The following is an 18,355-nucleotide window of genomic DNA, read 5'->3' on the forward strand; positions in this document are numbered from 1 at the left end:
CACCATGGACGCTCTGCTCATAGCCGGACTGCTCATCGCCCTGCTGGCGGTGTTCACCGTGATCCGTTCGGTGCGCATCGTCCCCCAGGCCCGGGCCCGCAACGTGGAACGGCTGGGTCGCTACCACAGCACGCTGAAGCCCGGCCTGAACTTCGTGATCCCGTACATCGACCGCGTCTATCCGATGATCGACCTGCGCGAGCAGGTCGTCTCCTTCAAGCCCCAGCCGGTGATCACCGAGGACAACCTGGTCGTCGAGATCGACACGGTCCTGTACTTCCAGGTCACCGACCCCCGGGCCGCGGCGTACGAGATCGCCAACTACATCCAGGCCGTGGAGCAGCTCACGGTCACCACGCTGCGCAACGTCGTCGGCTCGCTCGACCTGGAGATGACGCTGACCTCGCGCGACACGATCAACAGCCAGCTGCGCGGGGTGCTGGACGAGGCGACCGGCAAGTGGGGCATCCGGGTCAACCGGGTGGAGATCAAGGCCATCGACCCGCCCAAGAGCATCAAGGAGGCGATGGAGAAGCAGATGCGCGCCGAGCGGGACAAGCGCGCCGCGATCCTCAACGCCGAGGGCCAGCGGCAGTCGCAGATCCTCACCGCCGAGGGCGACAAGCAGAGCGCGATCCTGCGGGCCGAGGGTGACCGGAGCGCCGCGATCCTCAAGGCCGAGGGCCAGTCCCAGGCCATCGACGAGGTCTTCCAGGCCGTGCACCGCAACGACCCCGACCCCAAGCTGCTGGCGTACCAGTACCTGCAGGTGCTGCCCGAGCTGGCCAAGGGCCCGAACAACACGTTCTGGGTGATCCCCAGCGAGGTCACCTCCGCGATCCAGGGCGTCTCCAAGGCGTTCACCGAGGCGCTGCCGCAGTCGTCGGCCGTCCGCGAGGCCCCCAGGGTCAACGAGGCCGCGGCCGAGGAGAGGAAGCAGGCCGAGCAGGCCGCCGCCGACGCGGTCGCCGAGGCGGCCGAGGCCGATCTGGGCCCCCGCCAGCTCAACGCGCCCCCCGCGCACCTGCCCGGCGACGACCTCCTGGGAACGGGGACAGGGGCGGGAACGGCGGTGGGAGCGCGGGAGGAGCACCGCGGGAACGGCTCCTGACCCTCCCGGCCCTCCCGGCTCTCCCGACCTCGATCCCCTCGCCTCTCCCTCGGTCCTCCCGCCCGGCGTGTCCGGGCGGGAGGACCGATGTCGTGGTGGGAACCGACGGCGAGGACCGCTCGCCTGGTCGGTTTGCGGTCAAATGTCTGGGTAACCCTCTAGGTCTCGGGGACCGGGCGTGAAGCAACGCTGTGGGTGGGGTTAAGAAAACCGCGATGGACATCCCCGAAGGCGACCGGGCACAGTGCGTAGGGTCGGAGCTGAGGGGGAATCCGCTATGAAAGCGCTGGTCAAGGAGAGGGCCGAACCCGGCCTGTGGCTGGCCGACGTGCCTGAACCGTCCGTCGGCCCCGGCGAGGTGCTGATCAAGGTGCTGCGCACCGGGATCTGCGGCACGGACCTGCACATCCGGAGTTTCGACGCGTGGGCCCGGCAGACGCTGCGGACGCCGCTCGTCATCGGCCACGAGTTCTGCGGCGAGGTCGTCGAGGTGGCGCCGGGCGTGGAGGACATCGCCCCCGGCGACCTGGTCAGCGGTGAGGGGCACCTGGTCTGCGGCAAGTGCCGCAACTGCATGGCCGGACGGCGGCACCTGTGCCGCGCCACGATCGGGCTGGGCGTGAACCGCGACGGCGCCTTCGCCGAGTACGTGACGCTCCCGGCCTCCAACGTCTGGGTGCACCGGGTCCCGGTCGATCTCGACGTGGCCGCGATCTTCGACCCGTTCGGCAACGCGGTGCACACCGCCCTGACGTTCCCGATGGTCGGCGAGGACGTGCTGATCTCCGGCGCCGGCCCGATCGGGCTGATGGCCGCCGCGGTGGCCACCCACGTGGGCGCCCGCAACGTGGTCGTCACCGACGTCAGCCCGGAGCGGCTGGAGCTGGCCCGCAAGCTCGGGGTCACCCTGGCGCTGAACGTCGCCGAGACCTCCGTCCAGGAGGGCATGGACGGGCTGGGCATGCGCGAGGGCTTCGACGTGGGCCTGGAGATGTCCGGGAACCCGAAGGCGCTCCGCGACATGATCGCCTCCATGTCGCACGGCGGGAAGATCGCCATGCTCGGCCTGCCCGCCGAGGAGTTCGCCGTCGACTTCGCGACGATCGTGACCTCGATGATCACGCTCAAGGGGATCTACGGCCGGGAGATGTACGAGACCTGGTACGCCATGTCCGTGCTCCTGGAGAAGGGCCTCGACCTCTCCCCCGTGATCACCGACCGCTTCTCCTACCGCGACTTCGACGCGGCCTTCGACACCGCCGCCGGAGGCAGGACCGGCAAGGTCATCCTGGACTGGACGGCCTGATGTCCGGCTCCCGCGAAGGAACCGACAAGATCACCTCGGATTGGACCGCCTGATGTTCGACAATCTCCGCGACGACTTCCGTACGACCCTGAACGAGATCGCCGAGGCCGGGCTGCTCAAGCCCGAGCGGGTCATCACCACCCCGCAGCGCGCCGGGATCGCGGTCGCGGGCGGTGGCGAGGTGCTCAACTTCTGCGCCAACAACTACCTCGGCCTGGCCGACCACCCCGAGGTGGTCGCCGCCGCCAAGGAGGCCCTCGACCGCTGGGGCTTCGGCATGGCGTCGGTCCGCTTCATCTGCGGCACCCAGGAGGTGCACAAGGAGCTGGAGGCGCGGCTGTCGGACTTCCTCGGCCAGGAGGACACCGTCCTGTACAGCTCGTGCTTCGACGCCAACGGCGGCGTGTTCGAGACGCTGCTCGACGAGCGCGACGCGGTGATCTCCGACGCCCTCAACCACGCGAGCGTCATCGACGGCATCCGCCTGTCCAAGGCGCGGCGCCTGCGCTACGCCAACCGCGACCTGGCCGAGCTGGAGGCGCGGCTCAAGGAGTCCGCCGACGCCCGGCGCAGGCTGATCGTCACCGACGGCGTCTTCTCCATGGACGGCTACGTCGCGCCGCTGGAGGAGATCTGCGACCTGGCGGAGCGGTACGGGGCCATGGTGATGGTCGACGACTCGCACGCCGTCGGCTTCGTCGGCGAGCACGGCGGGGGCACCCCCGAGCTGCACGGCGTGCGGGACCGGGTCGACATCCTCACCGGCACGCTCGGCAAGGCGCTCGGCGGGGCCAGCGGCGGCTACGTGGCGGCGCGCAAGGAGATCTGCGAGCTGCTCCGCCAGCGCTCGCGCCCCTACCTGTTCTCCAACTCCCTCGCCCCGGTGATCGCCGCCGCGTCGCTGCGCGTCCTCGACCTGATCAGCGGCTCGGACGAGGCCCGGACGAGGCTGCGCGCCAACACCGAGCGGTTCCGCACCGGCATGACCGAGGCCGGGTTCGACATCCTGCCCGGCGACCACCCCATCGTCCCTGTGATGATCGGCGACGCCGCCGAGGCCGCCGCGATGGCCGAACGCCTGCTGGAGCTGGGCGTCTACGTGATCGGCTTCTCCTACCCCGTGGTCCCGCACGGCCAGGCCCGCATCCGGGTCCAGCTGTCCGCGGCCCACTCGGCCGAGGACGTCGACCGCGCGCTGGAGGCCTTCGTCGCCGCCCGCGGCTGAACACCGGCGGCCGGACACCGACCTCGTCCCCGGCCCCGCCTCGGCCCGCGAACGAACCTTCGCGGCCGGACACCGGCTCAGTTCGTGAACGGGTGCCCGGGGAGCCGAACATCGGCCCCCCGGGGCCGTCGCCGGGCGTCCGCGACGACCGGCAAAAGGGCTTTTGTCGCAGGTCGCGGGTGACCTCGGCGAGAATACGAAGGTGATGGACACGCGGCGGCTCAGAACCCTGCGTGCGGTGGCCGACCACCGCACGGTCACCGCGGCCGCCGCCGCCCTGCACCTGACCCCCTCGGCGGTCTCCCAGCAGCTCGTCGCCCTGGAACACGAGGTGGGCCACCGGCTGCTCGACCGCGACGGCCGGGGCGTGCGGCTCACCGCCGTCGGGCGTATCCTCCTCGACCACGCCAACGAGATCTTCGCCCAGCTGGAGCGCGCCGGAGCCGACATCGCCGCCTACACGGCCGGTACGGCGGGCGAGGTGAAGGTGGCCTCCTTCGCCACCGCGATCGGGCTGGTCGTGGCTCCCGCGGTCGGCACCCTGCGGGACAAGGAGCCCGGCATCCGGGTGCGCGTCCTGGACGCCGAGGGCGACCAGAGCCTCACCATGGTCCTGGACGGCGCGGTGGACGCGGCCGTGGCCGTGGAGTATCGCGGGGCCCCGGCCGAGGACGACCGGCGGTTGTCGCGCATCCCGCTCTACTCCGAGCCGTTCGACCTGGTGCTCCCCCGGGGCCATCGCCTCTCCGGGAGCGAGGTGACGGTCGCGGACCTGTCGGGCGAGACCTGGATCGGCCCCTACCCGGGCAACCCCTGCCACGACGTGATCGCGCTGGCCTGCGAGCACGCGGGCTTCACCCCCGAGTTCGCCCACTCCTCCGACGACTTCAGCGCGGTGGTCGCGCTGGCCGCCGCCGGAGCGGGGGTGGCGATGGTGCCCCGCCTGGCCCTGCGCGGCACCGACCCGTCCGGCGTGGTGATCCGCCCGGTGCCCGGCCCCGAACGCCGCGTCTTCACCGCCGTACGCCGGGGCGCCGAACGGCATCCCCTGCTCATCCCACTGCTGAACGCTCTCCAGGACGCCGCGACGACACTGCGCAGGACCCCGTCCCTGTGACGACCCCCGTGACCCGGACGCCCGTCGCGGCCGAGGACGTCTTCGGTGCGTACGAGGCACCGGGGTACCCGTCGTCCACGCCTTCGAGTTCCGGGGGCGACGAGGGCTCCTCGCCGTCGCCCGTCCACGCTCCCGTCAGAACAGGCCACCGGTGCCGGCTACGGTGCCAGTGACGGCCCATCGCCCCCACCACGAGGGCGACCGCGGCGATCATCCCGGCGATCACTGACTGAAACACCAGATACATATCACCCACCCCGTCCTAAAGATTCCTTATGGGACTTTTCGTGGAACAGGGGACTCATGGATGCGTTCCGGATTACGCAATTTTTGGAAAGCGCTTTACCTGGCCGTACCCGCCCTCCAGGACGAACCCTCCCGCCCCGGGCGGACGCGCTCCGGCGCACCGTGAGGACACCGCGTCGGGCCCGTCTCCGCAAAGCTGCTTTCGGTCCGTACGAAGCATCGTGGCACCCGTCGTTCCCATGCGGCGAGGCTCGCGAGCAGTTTCCGGCACCGGGGCAAGAGAGACCCCCGGCGAGGTGCTCCAACGGGGAGGTGGAGCTGGAGCGGCACATGCCGCGGGTTCTTTCGTGGGGGACGAACCCGCGTGCCACCACCCGCCGGGGGTGGTTCATCGGCTCCCGATGAGTGCTGGGAGCGGTGCGTCACCCCCGCTGAGCGGAGGCCGGCGCTCCGGGGAGGAGATCATCCGGAGACGGCGACGCTGATTCCTCGGTGAGACCCCCGTCGGAGCGCGGCGGATTCGCGGGAAGCTCGCACCAGACGGTCCGGCCGGGTTCGCGGCCATGGGAGCGGTAGCCCCAGTTTCCGCCCGAGAGCATGCCGACGATGGCCAGCCCCCGGCCGTTCTCCATCAGGAGGCATGCCGGGTCCGCCCTGAGACGGGGTTCCTCGGCGCTCAGGCCCGCGTCCACGACCTCGACGCGCGGCAGGCCGCCGTACGCCAGCAACCGCAGGATCAGCGGGTCGTCATCGCAAGCCCCGGCCTGCCCGCTCACCCCGAGCCGGGCGTGCCGGACCGCGTTGGTCACCAGCTCGGACACGACCAGCCGTGCGTCCTCATAGGCCGGATGCCACTCTCCCAGCCATTTACGAACCTCCTCTCGCGCCCTCGAAGCGGCTTCGGCATCACCGAGCAGAGGTATCTCGCTGAATGTCTCCGGCTCCATGGGGTTGCCCCTTCCGACCGAATTGAACCGACCCGTTCTCGCGTGAGCCGTCAACTGACATCCCGCGACAGCGTCGGCTCGACGAAAAAACGGTCCCAAACACCGAGGCACGGAGAAAGCCGAACCGCGATTACCAGGGGTTCACAGTTCGCGAAGCGAGTTCACAACACTGTGAACCCGCAAAAACCTCGTACCCATTCCCTCGGCAATGGGAATGAAGGAGAATCCCGAATAGACAGCGAGAGGAGACCGAAATGCGCATCATCCCGGACCCCGAGCCGGAGCCGGAGGCGGTTTCAGAGCCGGGGACAGAATCGGAGCCGGAGTTCGATACGGATTCACATGAATCCACGCGCGTTCAATTCGGCAGAGAGCTACGGAAATACCGGATTTTATCCGGATTTACCCAAAGGCGGCTCTGCATCGCGGTCCCCCTCGCCGTGAGCCACCTGAGCATGCTGGAGAACGGACACAGGGCACCCACCAGGAAGCTCGCCCACCAGATGGACGAGGCACTCGACCTGGGCACCACACTCGTCGACCTGCTGGACCGCCTGGATCGCATGGCCACGCAGGTCCCCCGCTGGTTCCGCTCCTGGCTGGAGTTCGAGCCCTTGTCAATCTCCCAGCGCATCTGGGAACCCCTCATCGTGCCCGGCCTCCTCCAGACCGAGCAGTACGCGGAAGCCATCCTCAGCCACAGCCCCGGCACCACTCCCGAGCAGGTGAGGAAAAACGTCGCGGCCCGAATGGACAGAAAGAACATTCTTCACCGACCTGACCCCCGATGCTCTGGACCATCCTGGACGAGGGCGTCCTGCACCGTCCCATCGCCGATCCGGAGGTGATGAGGGGCCAATTCCACTACCTTCTGGAGATGTCGGAGAGCCCCTGGCTCTCTCTTCAGGTGCTCCCCTACACCGCGCGCAACGTGCTCGGCCTGCTGGGCGGCTTCACCATCGCCGACATGCCGGGAAGCGCACCCCCCGCGGCCTACATTGATTCTCAGAGCACCGGGGACCGGGTGAGCGAGCGGACCGAAGAGATAAAAAGGCTAGAATTCCGATATGACCTGATCCGTGCGGACGCTCTATCCCGGAGCGATTCACGCGACATGATCAAGGAGGCGATCCAGAGATGGACGACCTGATCCAGGAGCTCCACACCGCCCACTGGCGCAAATCCACCCTCTCCGGCGACGACGCGAGCAACTGCGTCGAGATCGCCGACCTCTCCGACGGCCACCGAGGCGTCCGCGACAGCAAAAACCCCACCGCCCCCGCCCTCGTCCTCACCCCCCGCCAATGGACCACCTTCATCACCACCATCAAGAACGGCGACCTCGGCTGACAGTGAGGACGGGGGTGCCGGGCGGGCCGGGGAACCAGGTCCGTCCCGCTCCGGATCAGGGCCGGGGTGCCGCGGTGAGCTTCGCGGCGTCGGAGGTGTAGACGGTCATCCAGTGCGGACGCAGCCGGTAGTAGACCACCTCGTCGTCCCAGTCGAAGGCGTCGTCGCCGTAGAAGTCCTTGAGGTACGCGAGCAGGTCCGGCCAGTCCGCGGCGGGCTCGCCGTCCCGGGGGTTGAGGATCTCCACCGTGCCGTGCGTGAACACGCCCAGTTCCTCACCGCGCAGGTGCGCGGCGCTGGCGGCGGGCCGGGCGGCGAGGTGGCGGGCCTTGGCGGCGTCGCGCGCCGTACCGAAGTGCCACTTTCCGTGCAGGAAGTGCCCGTCCACACCGCTGATCCTCGGCTCGCCCTTCGCCGTCACGGTGGACAGCGCGAGGGTGCGCATGCCGGTGAGGACCCGGGTGAGCTGCTCCGCGGTCAGGGTGCGCTCGCCGTTGATGATCGAGCGGAGGTGCGAGGTGGAACGGGAGAGGGAGGCGTCGAGGAGGGTCTGAAGCTCTTTGAGCTCCTCTGGCGTTTCGCGCATCGAAGTCCTTGTCCATCCGTAGGGGCCGGTCCACGGCCGCCGTCGAGGTCGGCCGGTGAGACATGCTCGCCCCAAAACCCGACACCTTGTGTCATGTTTTCCTCACCCGTCTCGCGGACCGCGACGGGCCGCCATGAGTCCCGGGAGGTGACGCCGACCGCTTCCACTCGCCGCTGTCGGAGCCTGCCGCGACCTGGGACCGGCCCGTGGTCGACGTCCCGCGCGGAAAGGCCCTCCTGACCGGCGGCACGCCGAGGTTCGAGCGGCTCGCCGGTCAGGAGGGCGGGGCCGTGACCGTCACGGTGAGGGTGCGGGATGACGGTCACGAGGCAGATCAGTCCTTCGGGCGCTCGCCGAGCCTGTCGGTGAAGCCCATCTCGGCCAGCGCCACGCTCAGTAGCGTCACGCCCTTCTCCATCACGTCGTACTGGAGCAGTTCGGCCGTCCGCGGGTCGATGATCAGACGGAAGGTGAAGGCGTCCGCCGTCGACGAGGAGAGGGCGACCCCTGTGCGCCCCAACGCGTCCTTCGCCTCACCCTGCGAAGTGATGCCCGGCTGGTCGGCGAGCACCTTGAACAGGGCGGACCGGGTGCCCGGCGTGATCGGCGCGGTCATCAGGTCCACGCCCGTCTGCCACAGGTAAACGGCCTTGCCGGAGCCCGCGGAGTCGGGGCTGCGCTTCCAGAGGTCGTCCAGGTGGCGCTTGAGCCCGTCCTGGCCGGCGGGCAGCTCGGTGACACTCCGCGGGGTCAGGCTCGGGTTGTCGATCGACAAAATCGACTCGAAGGCGTCGTCGGTCCGGGGTTCGCCGTCCGCCAGTTCGGGCGACCCCGCCGCCTTCCAGGCGGTCTCGTCCTGTGGGGAGCCGAACGTGACCGCCACGTCCTGGTTGCTCACCCTCCGGCCGGTCTCGCCCGCCTTCATGGCGCGCCAGGTCTCGCGGGTGTCGGCCAGGTAGGCCGCGTACGGCAACCCGGCGGGCTCCGCCTTGATCTCGGCCGTGTGCTCGCCGGGGACGTTGTACACCTTCTGTATGGTGCGCTCGTTGACGTACCAGTAGCGGCCGGAGTCAGCCGGTTCCCGCCGCGCGGTCGAGGCCGCGGCCAGCAGGAACGTGCGCGCGTCCGCCACGCGCTCGGGTGCCCCCTGCGTCGTGGAGGCCACCACGGCACCACTCGGGCCCGGACCGGGGCCGCCGCCGGTCGTGACGACGACGACGGCCGCGGCCGCGAGTCCGGCGGCCAGCGTGCCGGCCATGAGGAGGTACAGCCGCCGCGAGCGCGGCCGGGCCGGGCGGGCGGGCCGGGCCGGTTCTGTGTGCGGGGTGGCGAAGGCGCGGGCCAGGTCGTCCGCCCGGCGGCGCCGGTAGCCGTCCTCGGTCAGCTCGTCCAGCTCAGTGGGCCTGAGCCGGGCGAACGTGCGATCGTCCATGAAAGGGGCCTCCAAAGGGGTGCGGGTCAGGATTCGAGACTGCGGACACGGCGCGGGCCGCCGGCGTGCATCGCCTGGGCCAGGCGCTTGCGCGCCCGGTGCAGCCGGACGTTGTACGTGCGGACCGAACACCCCATGACGGTCGCGGCCTGCTCCGGCGGCAGGCCGTACCAGGTGGCGAACACCATCGCCTCCACGTCCCGCTCGGGCAGGGCCGACAGCGCGGCCAGGGCGCTCTCCCTGTCGACGACGTGCTCGGCCACGTCCCACGCCACGTGGTCGCGTGAGGTGGTGAGGGCGGCTATCCGGTCGGCCAGGGCCTGGCGGCGGGTGCGCGAGTCGCGTTGCTTGGCCAGCAGGTTGCGGGCGACACCGAGCAGCCAGGGCAGCGGCGGCTCGGGCAGTTCCGCGAGCCGTCTCCACGCCACGAGGAACGTCTCGCTGCAGACGTCCTCGGCCGCGTCGCGCTCGGCTCGCAGCAGGGCGTAGCCGAGCACGCTGCGGTAGTGCCGGTCGTACAGGTCGGTGAATCGCTCTTCGGGATCGTCCACACCGAGTAGTCCCTCTGAACGCGCCCGGATTACCGCGTCCCGTCGATTCGTCCCTCGTGCTCGCCCGCACTCCGGGTAGGACGCCGCCCCCATTGTGCCCACCATCAGGTACGGGAATGGCGCGGGCGTAGGTGCCGAAGGACAGGGCGCCGGGTCTCGTACGTCAGACGGTGAAGTCGCGCAGCAGGCCCGTGTACCTCTTGGGACCGGGAGGGGCGAACTCGCCCCGGGTGCTCGTGCGCAGGCCGAGGCAGACCAGCGACTCGACGAGCTTGGTCGCCACGGCCACGCCGTCGATCACCGGGACGCCGACGGCCCGGGAGGCGTCCGCGCAGAACGAGGCCATGCCCGCGCAGCCGAGCACGATCGAGTCGCATCCGTCCCGCTCCACGGTCTCGGCACAGAGGGCGGTCACCACCTTCCGCGCGTCCGAGGAGGGTTCGTCCAGCTCCAGTACCGGGATGTCGCAGGCGTGCACCCCCCGGCACGCGCCCGCGAAGCCGTACCGGGTGGCGAGGTCCCACGCCCGGCCCGTGGTCCTGGCGAGGGTCGTCACGACGCTGAAGCTCCGGCCGACCAGGGTGGCGGCGTGCATCGCCGCCTCGGCGATCCCGACCACCGGTCCCGAGGCCAGCTCGCGGGCGGCGTCGAGACCGGGGTCGCCGAAGCAGGCGATGACGTACCCGTCCGTTCCCGCCGCCTCGCCCGCCGCGATCTCCGCCAGCAGGCCCGGCACGGCGAGGGCCTCGTCGTAGTGGCTCTCGATCGACTCCGGGCCCATGGCCGGGTTGACGGCCGTGACGACGGTGGACGGCGCCGCGACCGCCCGGGCGCACCGGCCGATGTTCTCGGTCATGGCCCGGGCGGTGTTGGGGTTGATCACCCGGATTCCGACGCGGGTCATCAACCGGCCAGGGTCGTGCCGTCCGACACCCGCTCGGCGTCGCGGTCGAGACCGCCGATCCTCGGCGACATCCGCTCCAGCACGGTGAACGCCACGAACCCGAGCCCGCAGCCGACGAACCAGCTGTAGTCGGCGATCCAGGTCACGTCGGCCGTGGTGAGCTCCAGGTCCAGCAGCATCTTCGGCAGGAGCACCGACGCGATCGCGGGGACCCCGCTGAGCACGGTCGCCCAGACCGCGTTGGGGTTGTAGCCGCCCCTGAAGAAGTAGCGGCCGGTCGGTTCGAGGGTGAACAGGTCGTCCACCCACACCCGCTGGCGGCTCACGATGTAGTAGCCGGAGATCAGGATGCCGAACAGCGGTCCGATCAGGGCGCCGAGAATGCCGAGGGTGTAGTGGATGGCGTCCGGGTTGCTGTACCAGTTCCACGGCGTGAGCAGCACGGAGCCGACCGCCGCGATCATGCCGCCGGTCCGCCAGCTGATCTTCTGCGGGTTCACGTTGGAGAAGTCGAACGCCGGGGAGATGAAGTTCGCGACGATGTTGATGCCGATGGTCGCGATGACGAAGGTGAGCCCGCCCAGCAGGATCGCGAACGGCGTGTCGATGCGCTCGACCGTGTGGATGGGGTCGGTGATGAGCTCGCCGAACACGGGCACGGTCGCCGACGCGGTGATCACCGTGAGCAGCGAGAAGAACAGGAAGTTGACCGGCAGCCCGAGCAGGTTGCCCTTCTTCACCGCCGCGAACGACCTCCCGTACCGGGAGAAGTCACCGAAGTTCAGCATCGGCCCGGAGAAGTACGAGACGACGAGGGCGATCGCGCTGAGCATGACCGGGATGGACGCGCCGAAGTCGAGGTTCTCTCCCTCGGAGAGGTCGAGGCTGATGTTCTCCCAGCCCGCCTGGCTCACCAGGTAGACGGCGAGCACGACCATGACGACGTACACGGCGGGACCGGCCCAGTCGATGAACCGCCTGATCGCCTCCATGCCCTTCCAGAACACGGCCGCCTGGGCCACCCAGAGGATGGCGTAGCAGATGTAGCCGAGCGCGGACAGGCCGAGGAAGCCGCCCTCGTTCAGCGACGCCGACGCGGGCCAGAACTTGAGGAAGATGATGATGAGCGACTGGGAGGCGAGGTAGGTCTGCACCCCGTACCAGGCGATCGCGATGAGCCCGCGGATGATGGCGGGGATGTTCGCGCCGCGCACCCCGAAGACCGCCCGGTTGATGACCGGGTACGGCACCCCGGTGATCTGGCTGGGCTTGGCGACCAGGTTGCAGAACACGTTCACGATCACGATGCCCGCGAGCAGGGCGAACAGGACCTGCCAGCTCGCCAGCCCGAGGGCGAACAGGCTGCCCGCGGTGACGTAGCCGCCGACGCTGTGCACGTCGGACATCCAGAAGGCGAAGATGTTGTACGAGGACCACTTCTGCTCGCGGAGCGGGGCCAGGTCCTCGTTCGCGAGCCGGGGGTCGTAGCCGGGCTTGACGAGACCGGCGCCGACGGGCATGCCTGCCGCCTCGACGACGTCGTGTAGTTTCGGCTGGGACGGTGCGCTGTGTTCGGTCATTGTCAGCTTCCGTGGGGGGTACGGCGCGGGAACCGGTGTCCCGCGTGCGGGCGTGCCGAGGCGGAAGGTGCCCGGGATCGGCTCGGGGGCTCGGCGCGAGGAATCGGCTTCGGAGGATCGGCGAGAATGGCGTGTCGGCGCAGCCGTGGCAACCGTTCGGGACTGCTCGACGGGCTGGGTGACGGGCCGCGGCATGGGCTGCGGCCGGGGTCGTCGCAGGGGCTGTGGCGTGGGCTGTTAAGTGGTCACTTAACAGCTGCCGTCAATGTATGCCTTGACACCCGAGCCCTAATTTCACCCGCGTAAAGGCCTTGTGACAATTGGTGTGGAGGCCGTGACAGGCATGACCCCGGAACCCGGCACGGAGATCGAGGCGATCACGAACGAGCACCTCGGCCGGAGGCTTCGCGAGCTGCGACTCCGGTCTGGGATGTCGCTGCGCGCCCTGGCGCGCGAGCTCGGCATCTCGGCCAGCGCGGTCTCCCAGATCGAGCTCGGCACGATGCGGCCGTCCGTCAGCAGGCTCATCGCCTTCGTGTCCGCGATCGGCGTGCCGCTCGCGGCCGTGTTCGACACCGCCGAACCGCCCGGCGCCGGCCCGGCGGGGCCGGACACACCCGCCGGGCGGTTCGCCATCCGGCGCTCGTGGGAGGTCGCCCCCATCCGGCTCAGCGGCGGCGTCACCTTCCGCAGGCTCTCGCCCACGCCGTCACCCGACGTCGAGTTCTTCGAGTCGACCTATCCGCCGAGCTCGACCTCCAACGCCCACGGCCACTTCCTCAAGCACGAGGGCTACGAGGTCGGGACGGTGACCCGGGGCGAGCTGACCATCGACTTCGAGTCGGAGGTCGTCACCCTCGCCGAGGGCGACTCCATCACCTTCCCGTGCAGCCGCCCCCACATCATCGGCAACCGCTCGGAGACCGTCACCGCCGTCGCGACCTGGCTCATCGTTCACCACTGAGTTCGCCACCGGGTTCACCGCTGACCGTCGGAGACTCCTTCCGGCGGTAGGAGAGGACCACGCCCGTCGTGTAGAGGCCCACCCCCAGCAGGACCATGAACACGATCGTGGGCCACTGCAGCCACGACGGCAGGTAGAGGGCGAGGAACCACGCGCGCGTCGGGCTCTCCGACGCCTTGAGATAGCCGGCCAGCAGCCCCTGCGGGAACAGCGGGATCGCGCCGACCGTGAAACAGATCCCGATGATGATCTGCTTGTGACGCGGCAGGGACTCGAAGGGGAGCCGTCCTCTCGCGCCCGGCTTCGGAGCGGGCCTGCGGCCGGTGCGCATCGTGTCGAGCAGCTCGGGCCCCTTCTCCAGCAGCCGCCGCTCGGCGAGCAGTCCGAGGCCCCAGTAGCAGAGAGCCCCCGTCAGGACGCCGACGGCGACTCCCGCCCAGCCGAGGAACCCGGCCGCGATCGCCGCGGGAGCCGCGGTGAGGGCCGTCAGCGCCAGCACGGCGTACACCATGCCGGTGACCGCGCCGTCCTCCTCCGTGGAGCGCAGCGGGTTGCCGCCGCGCCGGTGCGGGTCGGTGCCGGGGATGAGCCCGTACACCGAGACCAGGGGGACCAGCCCGGCGCCGCCGCCCAGCAGCGCGAGCAGGACGGCGACCAGCATGGGCCACGGCCCGCCGGTGACCGCGGCGAGCGAGACCGTCACCACGAGGGCGACGGGCGCGACGGTCAGCAGCCACGCGTGCTGCCGCCCGCGGACGTCGCTCGCGCCGGGCGTCATGAGCGTGAGCCACAGCGCGGTGCCGTCGGTGCCGTAGAGGTTGGCCGACATGGCCGCGGCCATCACGACGAACACCGGTCCCGCCCAGGGCAGCATCCCCGTCCAGCCCACCAGCAGCGGGGCCGCGGCGAAGCACACGCCGTAGGCGAGGGCGAAGGTCAGCTGGTGCGTGCGCACCAGGTCACGCGACCAGGTGCGCAACTCCTTGGCGAGTACGGCGCCGGAGGCGGTGGTGGCCCGGATCGGCCGGCGTCCCCTCGTGGCCGCCCTGGACGCCCCGGCCCGCCGGGTGAGCAGCGCCGCCCACGCGGCCAGCAGCAGGACGACCAGCAGCGCCATCCCGCCCAGGGCCGCCAGGACTCGCGGCCAGTCCGCGGACGCGGCGGCCTCGACCGCGACCGTCCCCCAGCCGGAGGGCAGGTAGCGGGCCGCCGTCGCCACCACCGGCGGGACACCGGCCGTCTGCCCGAGCGCCATGAAGACGACCCAGATCTGGCCGAGGAAGGCCAGGATCAGGCCGTTGGTCAGCCCGGCGCCGACCGCGCCCACGCGGGAGCGCAGCGCCAGGCCGAGCAGGGCGACCGCGACCCGGGAGAGCAGGACGAACACCACGAGCTGGAGCAGCAGCGCCGGGATCGAGACGAGCGCGGCCGCGACGCCCTGCCGTACGCCGAGGACCGCGAGCCCGGTCAGGGCGAGCAGGCTGATCACGGGCGCCACCCCGACGAAGGCCGCCACCAGCAACCCCGAGGCCAGGCGGCGCGGTCGCAGGCCGAGAAGCGTGAAGTACTCCGGGCGGAGCGTCTCGTCGCCGCCCCCGGCGAAGACGGGACCGAAGATCCAGCCCAGCATCCAGACGGCGTAGACGGCCGGGAGCAGGTCCGGCCAGGAGAGGGCCGTGAAGATCGTGCCCGCCGCGAGGACCAGGCCGACCAGCGCGCCCATGACGACGAAGCCGGCCCGCTGCCCGCTCATCGAATGCCGGAGCACGGCCACCTTCATCTGGGCCATGGTCAGCGCGACAGCCATGTCAGCTCCTTCGATCCGCCGTCGGAGGTGCCGACCAGGCCGACGAAGGTGTCCTCGAGGGAGCCGGTGCCGCGGACCTCGTCCAGGGAGCCCGCGGCGGCCACCCTGCCCTTGTCGATCACCGCGACGTGGTCGCAGAGCTGCTCGACGAGGGCCATGACGTGACTGGAGAGCACGATGGACCCGCCCCCGGCCACGAAGCCGCGCAGGATCGTCTTGATCGTCGCGGCGGACACCGGGTCCACGGCCTCGAAGGGCTCGTCGAGCACGAGCAGCCTCGGCGCGTGCAACAGGGCGGTGGCCAGGCCGATCTTCTTGCGCATCCCGGTGGAGTACTCGATGACGAGCGTCTTCTCCGCCTCGTCGAGCTCCAGCACCGACAGCAGTTCCTCGGCGCGCTGGTCGACGACCTCGCGCGGCAGCCCGCGGAGCAGCCCGAGGTAGGTCAGCACCTCCCGGCCGGTGAGCCGTTCGGGCATGGCCATCCCGTCGGGCAGCACGCCGACCAGCGTCTTGGCCGTGGCCGGGTCGGACCAGACGTCGGCGCCGAAGACGCGCGCGTGGCCCTCGTCGGGACGCAGCAGGCCGACGGCCATGGACAGGGTGGTCGTCTTGCCCGCCCCGTTCTGGCCGACGAGCCCGTAGAAGGAGCCTTGGGGGATGTTCAGATCCACGTGGTCGACGGCGACCTTCTCACCGAAGGTCTTGCACAGGCCGTGGATCTCGAGTGCTGCGGGCATGGGGGGTACTCCGGATCGCGGGAGGCAGAAGTCGGCCGGTTGGTACGCGAGGTGACCGAGACAGAGATCAAGAAATATAAGCGTTTGAGAACATACAGCCTCGATTACATCGCGATCACGCTCTCCACCGGAAGAACGGTCTCCCGGATCGCCCCTGGCGCGAGGTGTCCGTCACTCGGCGCGCTCACCGGCGACCTCATGAGCGGACGGGATCCGGCCGACCTATCCTGGGAGGGGTGGAAGAGAACCGGGCACGACGGATCGTTGACGCGCTGCGCGATCGCGGAATAGACGGCCACCTGGCGAGGGTCGGCGTGTATCAGTTCGGGATACGCGTGTCACTGCCCGACGGGCGCGAGGCCGAATGGGACACCGACGGCACCGCGGGCCTCGAAGCCCAGGTGATGCGCAACGGGATGCTGGTCGGTTTCGTCCCCGTGATCGAGGGGTCCGAGGACTTCGACGAGCAGCAGGTCCTCGACGCCATCGCGCGGACCGACTACGACCAGCCCATCGCCAGGCAGCGCGCGCAGGCGCCGCCCCCGGCCGAGCCCCTGCCCCGCATCGGCGGTGTCTTCCGCCGCTTCTTCGACGGCTTCCGCTACCGGTGACGACAGCCTGAGCGGCTTTCCGCCCGCCGTCCCCCGGTGGAAGGGTGACGGCGGCGGACCGCGGCGGACCGGGCGGGTGTCCACACGAACTTCATGATCTTCATGGCCGGGCGGCTCAGGCGTAGACGGACGCGAGCCACGCGCCCCAGATCCGCTCGGCGTCGGCCTGGTCGACGTCGGCGAAGACGTGGTGGCCGGTCATGATGGCGCCGCCGCCCCCGACGAACCGCAGTAGCGCGTCGTCGGTCCGCACGCCCAGGAAGCCGGGGGCGAGCACCGTGTCGACCACGCCGTCCACGCTCTGCCCGTCGATCGTGAAGTGGACCTTGTCTCCCTCGCTGACGTCCTTGGACAGGCCCACGGCGCGCGTGAGGCCGGCCCAGGCCAGGTTCTCGTCGGGCTGCTGCGGGGCGAGCGCGGTGACCGGCACGGCGGTGCGGCCCGGGAAGTGCTCCAGATACCGCGCGAGGGTCCGCAGATAGAGCGGGTTGCCCTTGCGCAGCGCGTCGTACTCCGCCTCCCAGTCGCCGGCCAGGACGCCGCTGTGCACGAACCGCAGCACGGTGCCGCCGCCGTCACGGCCCTCCACGAGGTATTCGAACGCCATGAACGCGCCGTCCTCTCCGGGCTCCGAGCGGTAGCCGAACCGGTGCGGCGGCTCCCAGGCGGTGACCGTGGCCTCGCCGGTGAAGCCGGGCATCGCCATGGACGTCCTGCCGCCCTCGCGAGGCTCGATCTCGTTCTTGCCCATGAACCACGAGTCGACGCCGGGGCCGGTCGCGATCGCCTCCCAGACCTCCTCGGGGGTGGCCTGGAGGTCCACGTCGTGGGTGAGACGGAATTCGTGCGACATGTCAGGGCTCCTTGGTGTCGTCGCCGCCCGCGGCGATCCGCGGTGCGGTGTTCGAAATCCTCGCTTCGAACACGCCTCGACGATAGCGGCCGACGACTCATATCGTCAATACAAGAAAAATTGTCGGTGACGGGCGAGTAGACGCACCTGCCGCCCCCGTCGCGGTCGGCGGCGGACCGGCCGAGCGTGTCGGCGCAGGTGGAACGATCCGAACGACCGAGGCCCGAGCCATCGGCGCGGCCGGGGACACCGCACGCCCGGGCCCCGGACCCCCGGACCTCCACGGTGACCGGGAATGAAAACGATTCTTTACATGGCCTTGAAAGTGACTGTATGTTGTTGAGCAATCACTCTACGCACTCAACGAATGTAGGTGAGCCCCATGCCGGACAACGGCACTGAACGCTCCCCCGATCCCCGGGTGGCGTTCGCGGACGCGGCGTCGGCCAACACGAGCGAGACGGACGAGCGACCGGGAGCGGCCGACCGCGCCGCCGTGGTCGCGAAGACCGACGACCACCTGCCTCCCCTGGCCGACCAGCCGATCGACGACAGGCCCCTCGCCCTGCGATTCACGGAACCGGAGGAGTAGAGATGCAACTGCACTTCCGTAACCGCTACACCTCCAAGGTGTGGGTCGCGATCATGTTCTACAGCCCCGACGGCTGCCGCGACTACGGCCAGTGGGGCACCCGGGGCTGGTGGCCCATCAACCCGGGCGGCGAGGCGTTCGTCCTCAACACCAGCAACCGCTACGCCGCCTTCTACGCCGAGGCGGCCAACGGAGCCGTCTGGACCGGCCCCTACGGCCCGATGTACGTCTACCAGAACGCCTTCGACTCCTGCATCGGCATCGGCAGCACCGCCGCCAGGCTCGTCGGCACCCGGCTGATCGACATGAACGGCTATTCGCGCTACTACGTGAATCTCACTTCCTGACGCGCTCCCCCCACGTGACGCGCCGGCCGGCCCCGACCGGCTCCGCGCGGCAGTGGGAGAGGACGCGGATGAGCGCCTCCTGAGAG

Annotated in this window: 18 protein-coding genes and 1 pseudogene; 10 read left to right on the forward strand and 9 right to left on the reverse strand. The window is 70.2% G+C overall.

From position 1 onward, the window contains the following. Positions 1-4 precede the first annotated feature (4 nt). The 4 genes from ACTOQ1_RS19090 (at position 5) to ACTOQ1_RS19105 (ending at position 4,759) form a co-directional block, all read left to right on the forward strand. Complete coding sequence (locus tag ACTOQ1_RS19090) at positions 5-1,111, forward strand: SPFH domain-containing protein (protein ID WP_440068878.1); 1,107 nt, start codon at positions 5-7, stop codon at positions 1,109-1,111. A 277-nt stretch (positions 1,112-1,388) separates the two neighbouring features. After that, positions 1,389-2,417, forward strand: a complete 1,029-nt coding sequence (gene tdh / locus ACTOQ1_RS19095) for an L-threonine 3-dehydrogenase (protein ID WP_440068880.1) — start codon at positions 1,389-1,391, stop codon at positions 2,415-2,417. Positions 2,418-2,469: 52 nt separating this feature from the next. Further along, positions 2,470-3,642 (forward strand): glycine C-acetyltransferase, encoded by a 1,173-nt coding sequence (locus ACTOQ1_RS19100; protein ID WP_440068882.1) that lies wholly within the window; start codon positions 2,470-2,472, stop codon positions 3,640-3,642. Between the two features lie 205 nt (positions 3,643-3,847). Next, positions 3,848-4,759 carry a LysR family transcriptional regulator gene (locus tag ACTOQ1_RS19105; RefSeq protein ID WP_440068973.1) on the forward strand — a complete coding sequence of 304 codons (912 nt, stop codon included), beginning with the start codon at positions 3,848-3,850 and terminating at the stop codon, positions 4,757-4,759. A gap of 668 nt (positions 4,760-5,427) precedes the next feature. Here the strand turns inward: ACTOQ1_RS19105 and ACTOQ1_RS19110 are convergent. Continuing rightward, positions 5,428-5,952 carry an ATP-binding protein gene (locus tag ACTOQ1_RS19110; protein ID WP_440068884.1) on the reverse strand — a complete coding sequence of 175 codons (525 nt, stop codon included), beginning with the start codon at positions 5,950-5,952 and terminating at the stop codon, positions 5,428-5,430. Between the two features lie 254 nt (positions 5,953-6,206). Between ACTOQ1_RS19110 and ACTOQ1_RS19115 the strand changes: the two are divergent. Continuing rightward, positions 6,207-7,102 (forward strand): annotated as a pseudogene (locus tag ACTOQ1_RS19115) (helix-turn-helix domain-containing protein). Continuing rightward, a complete protein-coding gene (locus tag ACTOQ1_RS19120) occupies positions 7,090-7,302 on the forward strand; it encodes a DUF397 domain-containing protein (RefSeq protein ID WP_440068886.1) in 213 nt (70 codons plus the stop codon). Before ACTOQ1_RS19115 ends, ACTOQ1_RS19120 begins: the two are co-directional and overlap by 13 nt. Before the next feature lie 55 nt (positions 7,303-7,357). On the opposite strand, the gene ACTOQ1_RS19125 is transcribed toward ACTOQ1_RS19120, so the two are convergent. The 5 genes from ACTOQ1_RS19125 to ACTOQ1_RS19145 form a co-directional block, all read right to left on the reverse strand. Beyond that, on the reverse strand, positions 7,358-7,888 hold the full coding sequence (locus tag ACTOQ1_RS19125; protein ID WP_440068888.1) for a pyridoxamine 5'-phosphate oxidase family protein: 531 nt from the start codon (positions 7,886-7,888) through the stop codon (positions 7,358-7,360). A gap of 334 nt (positions 7,889-8,222) precedes the next feature. Next, the gene (locus ACTOQ1_RS19130) at positions 8,223-9,320 is read right to left on the reverse strand and encodes a CU044_5270 family protein (protein WP_440068890.1); all 1,098 of its coding nucleotides are present in this window, start codon (positions 9,318-9,320) and stop codon (positions 8,223-8,225) included. Between the two features lie 26 nt (positions 9,321-9,346). Beyond that, the gene (locus ACTOQ1_RS19135; RefSeq protein ID WP_440068891.1) at positions 9,347-9,871 is read right to left on the reverse strand and encodes an RNA polymerase sigma factor; all 525 of its coding nucleotides are present in this window, start codon (positions 9,869-9,871) and stop codon (positions 9,347-9,349) included. Between the two features lie 163 nt (positions 9,872-10,034). Continuing rightward, on the reverse strand, positions 10,035-10,775 hold the full coding sequence (locus ACTOQ1_RS19140) for an aspartate/glutamate racemase family protein (RefSeq protein WP_440068893.1): 741 nt from the start codon (positions 10,773-10,775) through the stop codon (positions 10,035-10,037). Next, positions 10,775-12,355 (reverse strand): NCS1 family nucleobase:cation symporter-1, encoded by a 1,581-nt coding sequence (locus ACTOQ1_RS19145; RefSeq protein WP_440068895.1) that lies wholly within the window; start codon positions 12,353-12,355, stop codon positions 10,775-10,777. Before ACTOQ1_RS19145 ends, ACTOQ1_RS19140 begins: the two co-directional genes overlap by 1 nt. Before the next feature lie 343 nt (positions 12,356-12,698). On the opposite strand from ACTOQ1_RS19145, the gene ACTOQ1_RS19150 reads away from it, so the two are divergent. Continuing rightward, complete coding sequence (locus ACTOQ1_RS19150) at positions 12,699-13,319, forward strand: helix-turn-helix domain-containing protein (RefSeq protein ID WP_440068896.1); 621 nt, start codon at positions 12,699-12,701, stop codon at positions 13,317-13,319. On the opposite strand, the gene ACTOQ1_RS19155 is transcribed toward ACTOQ1_RS19150, so the two are convergent. Both ACTOQ1_RS19155 and ACTOQ1_RS19160 read right to left on the reverse strand, forming a co-directional pair. After that, positions 13,303-15,126 carry a hypothetical protein gene (locus ACTOQ1_RS19155; protein ID WP_440068898.1) on the reverse strand — a complete coding sequence of 608 codons (1,824 nt, stop codon included), beginning with the start codon at positions 15,124-15,126 and terminating at the stop codon, positions 13,303-13,305. The two genes, ACTOQ1_RS19150 and ACTOQ1_RS19155, sit on opposite strands and share 17 nt — an antisense overlap. Further along, positions 15,111-15,866: an ABC transporter ATP-binding protein gene (locus ACTOQ1_RS19160; RefSeq protein ID WP_440068900.1), complete on the reverse strand. Its 756-nt coding sequence runs from the start codon at positions 15,864-15,866 to the stop codon at positions 15,111-15,113. Before ACTOQ1_RS19160 ends, ACTOQ1_RS19155 begins: the two co-directional genes overlap by 16 nt. 236 nt (positions 15,867-16,102) lie before the next feature. On the opposite strand from ACTOQ1_RS19160, the gene ACTOQ1_RS19165 reads away from it, so the two are divergent. Continuing rightward, the gene (locus ACTOQ1_RS19165; RefSeq protein ID WP_329086781.1) at positions 16,103-16,477 is read left to right on the forward strand and encodes a hypothetical protein; all 375 of its coding nucleotides are present in this window, start codon (positions 16,103-16,105) and stop codon (positions 16,475-16,477) included. 115 nt (positions 16,478-16,592) lie between these two features. Here ACTOQ1_RS19165 and ACTOQ1_RS19170 read toward each other — a convergent pair whose 3' ends face one another. Then, the gene (locus ACTOQ1_RS19170) at positions 16,593-17,330 is read right to left on the reverse strand and encodes an SRPBCC family protein (protein WP_440068902.1); all 738 of its coding nucleotides are present in this window, start codon (positions 17,328-17,330) and stop codon (positions 16,593-16,595) included. A 373-nt stretch (positions 17,331-17,703) separates the two neighbouring features. Between ACTOQ1_RS19170 and ACTOQ1_RS19175 the strand changes: the two genes are divergently transcribed. Together ACTOQ1_RS19175 and ACTOQ1_RS19180 are read left to right on the forward strand one after the other, a co-directional pair. Further along, positions 17,704-17,922, forward strand: coding sequence for a hypothetical protein (locus ACTOQ1_RS19175; protein WP_440068903.1), 219 nt, complete (start codon positions 17,704-17,706; stop codon positions 17,920-17,922). Positions 17,923-17,924: 2 nt separating this feature from the next. Further along, positions 17,925-18,269, forward strand: coding sequence for a DUF1036 domain-containing protein (locus ACTOQ1_RS19180; RefSeq protein ID WP_440068905.1), 345 nt, complete (start codon positions 17,925-17,927; stop codon positions 18,267-18,269). Positions 18,270-18,355: the final 86 nt, after the last annotated feature.

It is taken from the genome of Streptosporangium sp. OZ121, assembly GCF_051918885.1.
Taxonomy (GTDB): Bacteria; Actinomycetota; Actinomycetes; order Streptosporangiales; family Streptosporangiaceae; genus Streptosporangium.

Coding starts and splice junctions, on each gene's coding strand:
- ACTOQ1_RS19090 (WP_440068878.1), top strand. CDS start 5: ATGGACGCTCTGCTCATAGCCGGACTGCTCATCGCCCTGCTGGCGGTG.
- tdh (WP_440068880.1), top strand. CDS start 1,389: ATGAAAGCGCTGGTCAAGGAGAGGGCCGAACCCGGCCTGTGGCTGGCC.
- ACTOQ1_RS19100 (WP_440068882.1), top strand. CDS start 2,470: ATGTTCGACAATCTCCGCGACGACTTCCGTACGACCCTGAACGAGATC.
- ACTOQ1_RS19105 (WP_440068973.1), top strand. CDS start 3,848: ATGGACACGCGGCGGCTCAGAACCCTGCGTGCGGTGGCCGACCACCGC.
- ACTOQ1_RS19110 (WP_440068884.1), bottom strand. CDS start 5,952: ATGGAGCCGGAGACATTCAGCGAGATACCTCTGCTCGGTGATGCCGAA.
- ACTOQ1_RS19120 (WP_440068886.1), top strand. CDS start 7,090: ATGGACGACCTGATCCAGGAGCTCCACACCGCCCACTGGCGCAAATCC.
- ACTOQ1_RS19125 (WP_440068888.1), bottom strand. CDS start 7,888: ATGCGCGAAACGCCAGAGGAGCTCAAAGAGCTTCAGACCCTCCTCGAC.
- ACTOQ1_RS19130 (WP_440068890.1), bottom strand. CDS start 9,320: ATGGACGATCGCACGTTCGCCCGGCTCAGGCCCACTGAGCTGGACGAG.
- ACTOQ1_RS19140 (WP_440068893.1), bottom strand. CDS start 10,775: ATGACCCGCGTCGGAATCCGGGTGATCAACCCCAACACCGCCCGGGCC.
- ACTOQ1_RS19145 (WP_440068895.1), bottom strand. CDS start 12,355: ATGACCGAACACAGCGCACCGTCCCAGCCGAAACTACACGACGTCGTC.
- ACTOQ1_RS19150 (WP_440068896.1), top strand. CDS start 12,699: ATGACCCCGGAACCCGGCACGGAGATCGAGGCGATCACGAACGAGCAC.
- ACTOQ1_RS19155 (WP_440068898.1), bottom strand. CDS start 15,126: ATGGCTGTCGCGCTGACCATGGCCCAGATGAAGGTGGCCGTGCTCCGG.
- ACTOQ1_RS19160 (WP_440068900.1), bottom strand. CDS start 15,866: ATGCCCGCAGCACTCGAGATCCACGGCCTGTGCAAGACCTTCGGTGAG.
- ACTOQ1_RS19170 (WP_440068902.1), bottom strand. CDS start 17,330: ATGTCGCACGAATTCCGTCTCACCCACGACGTGGACCTCCAGGCCACC.
- ACTOQ1_RS19180 (WP_440068905.1), top strand. CDS start 17,925: ATGCAACTGCACTTCCGTAACCGCTACACCTCCAAGGTGTGGGTCGCG.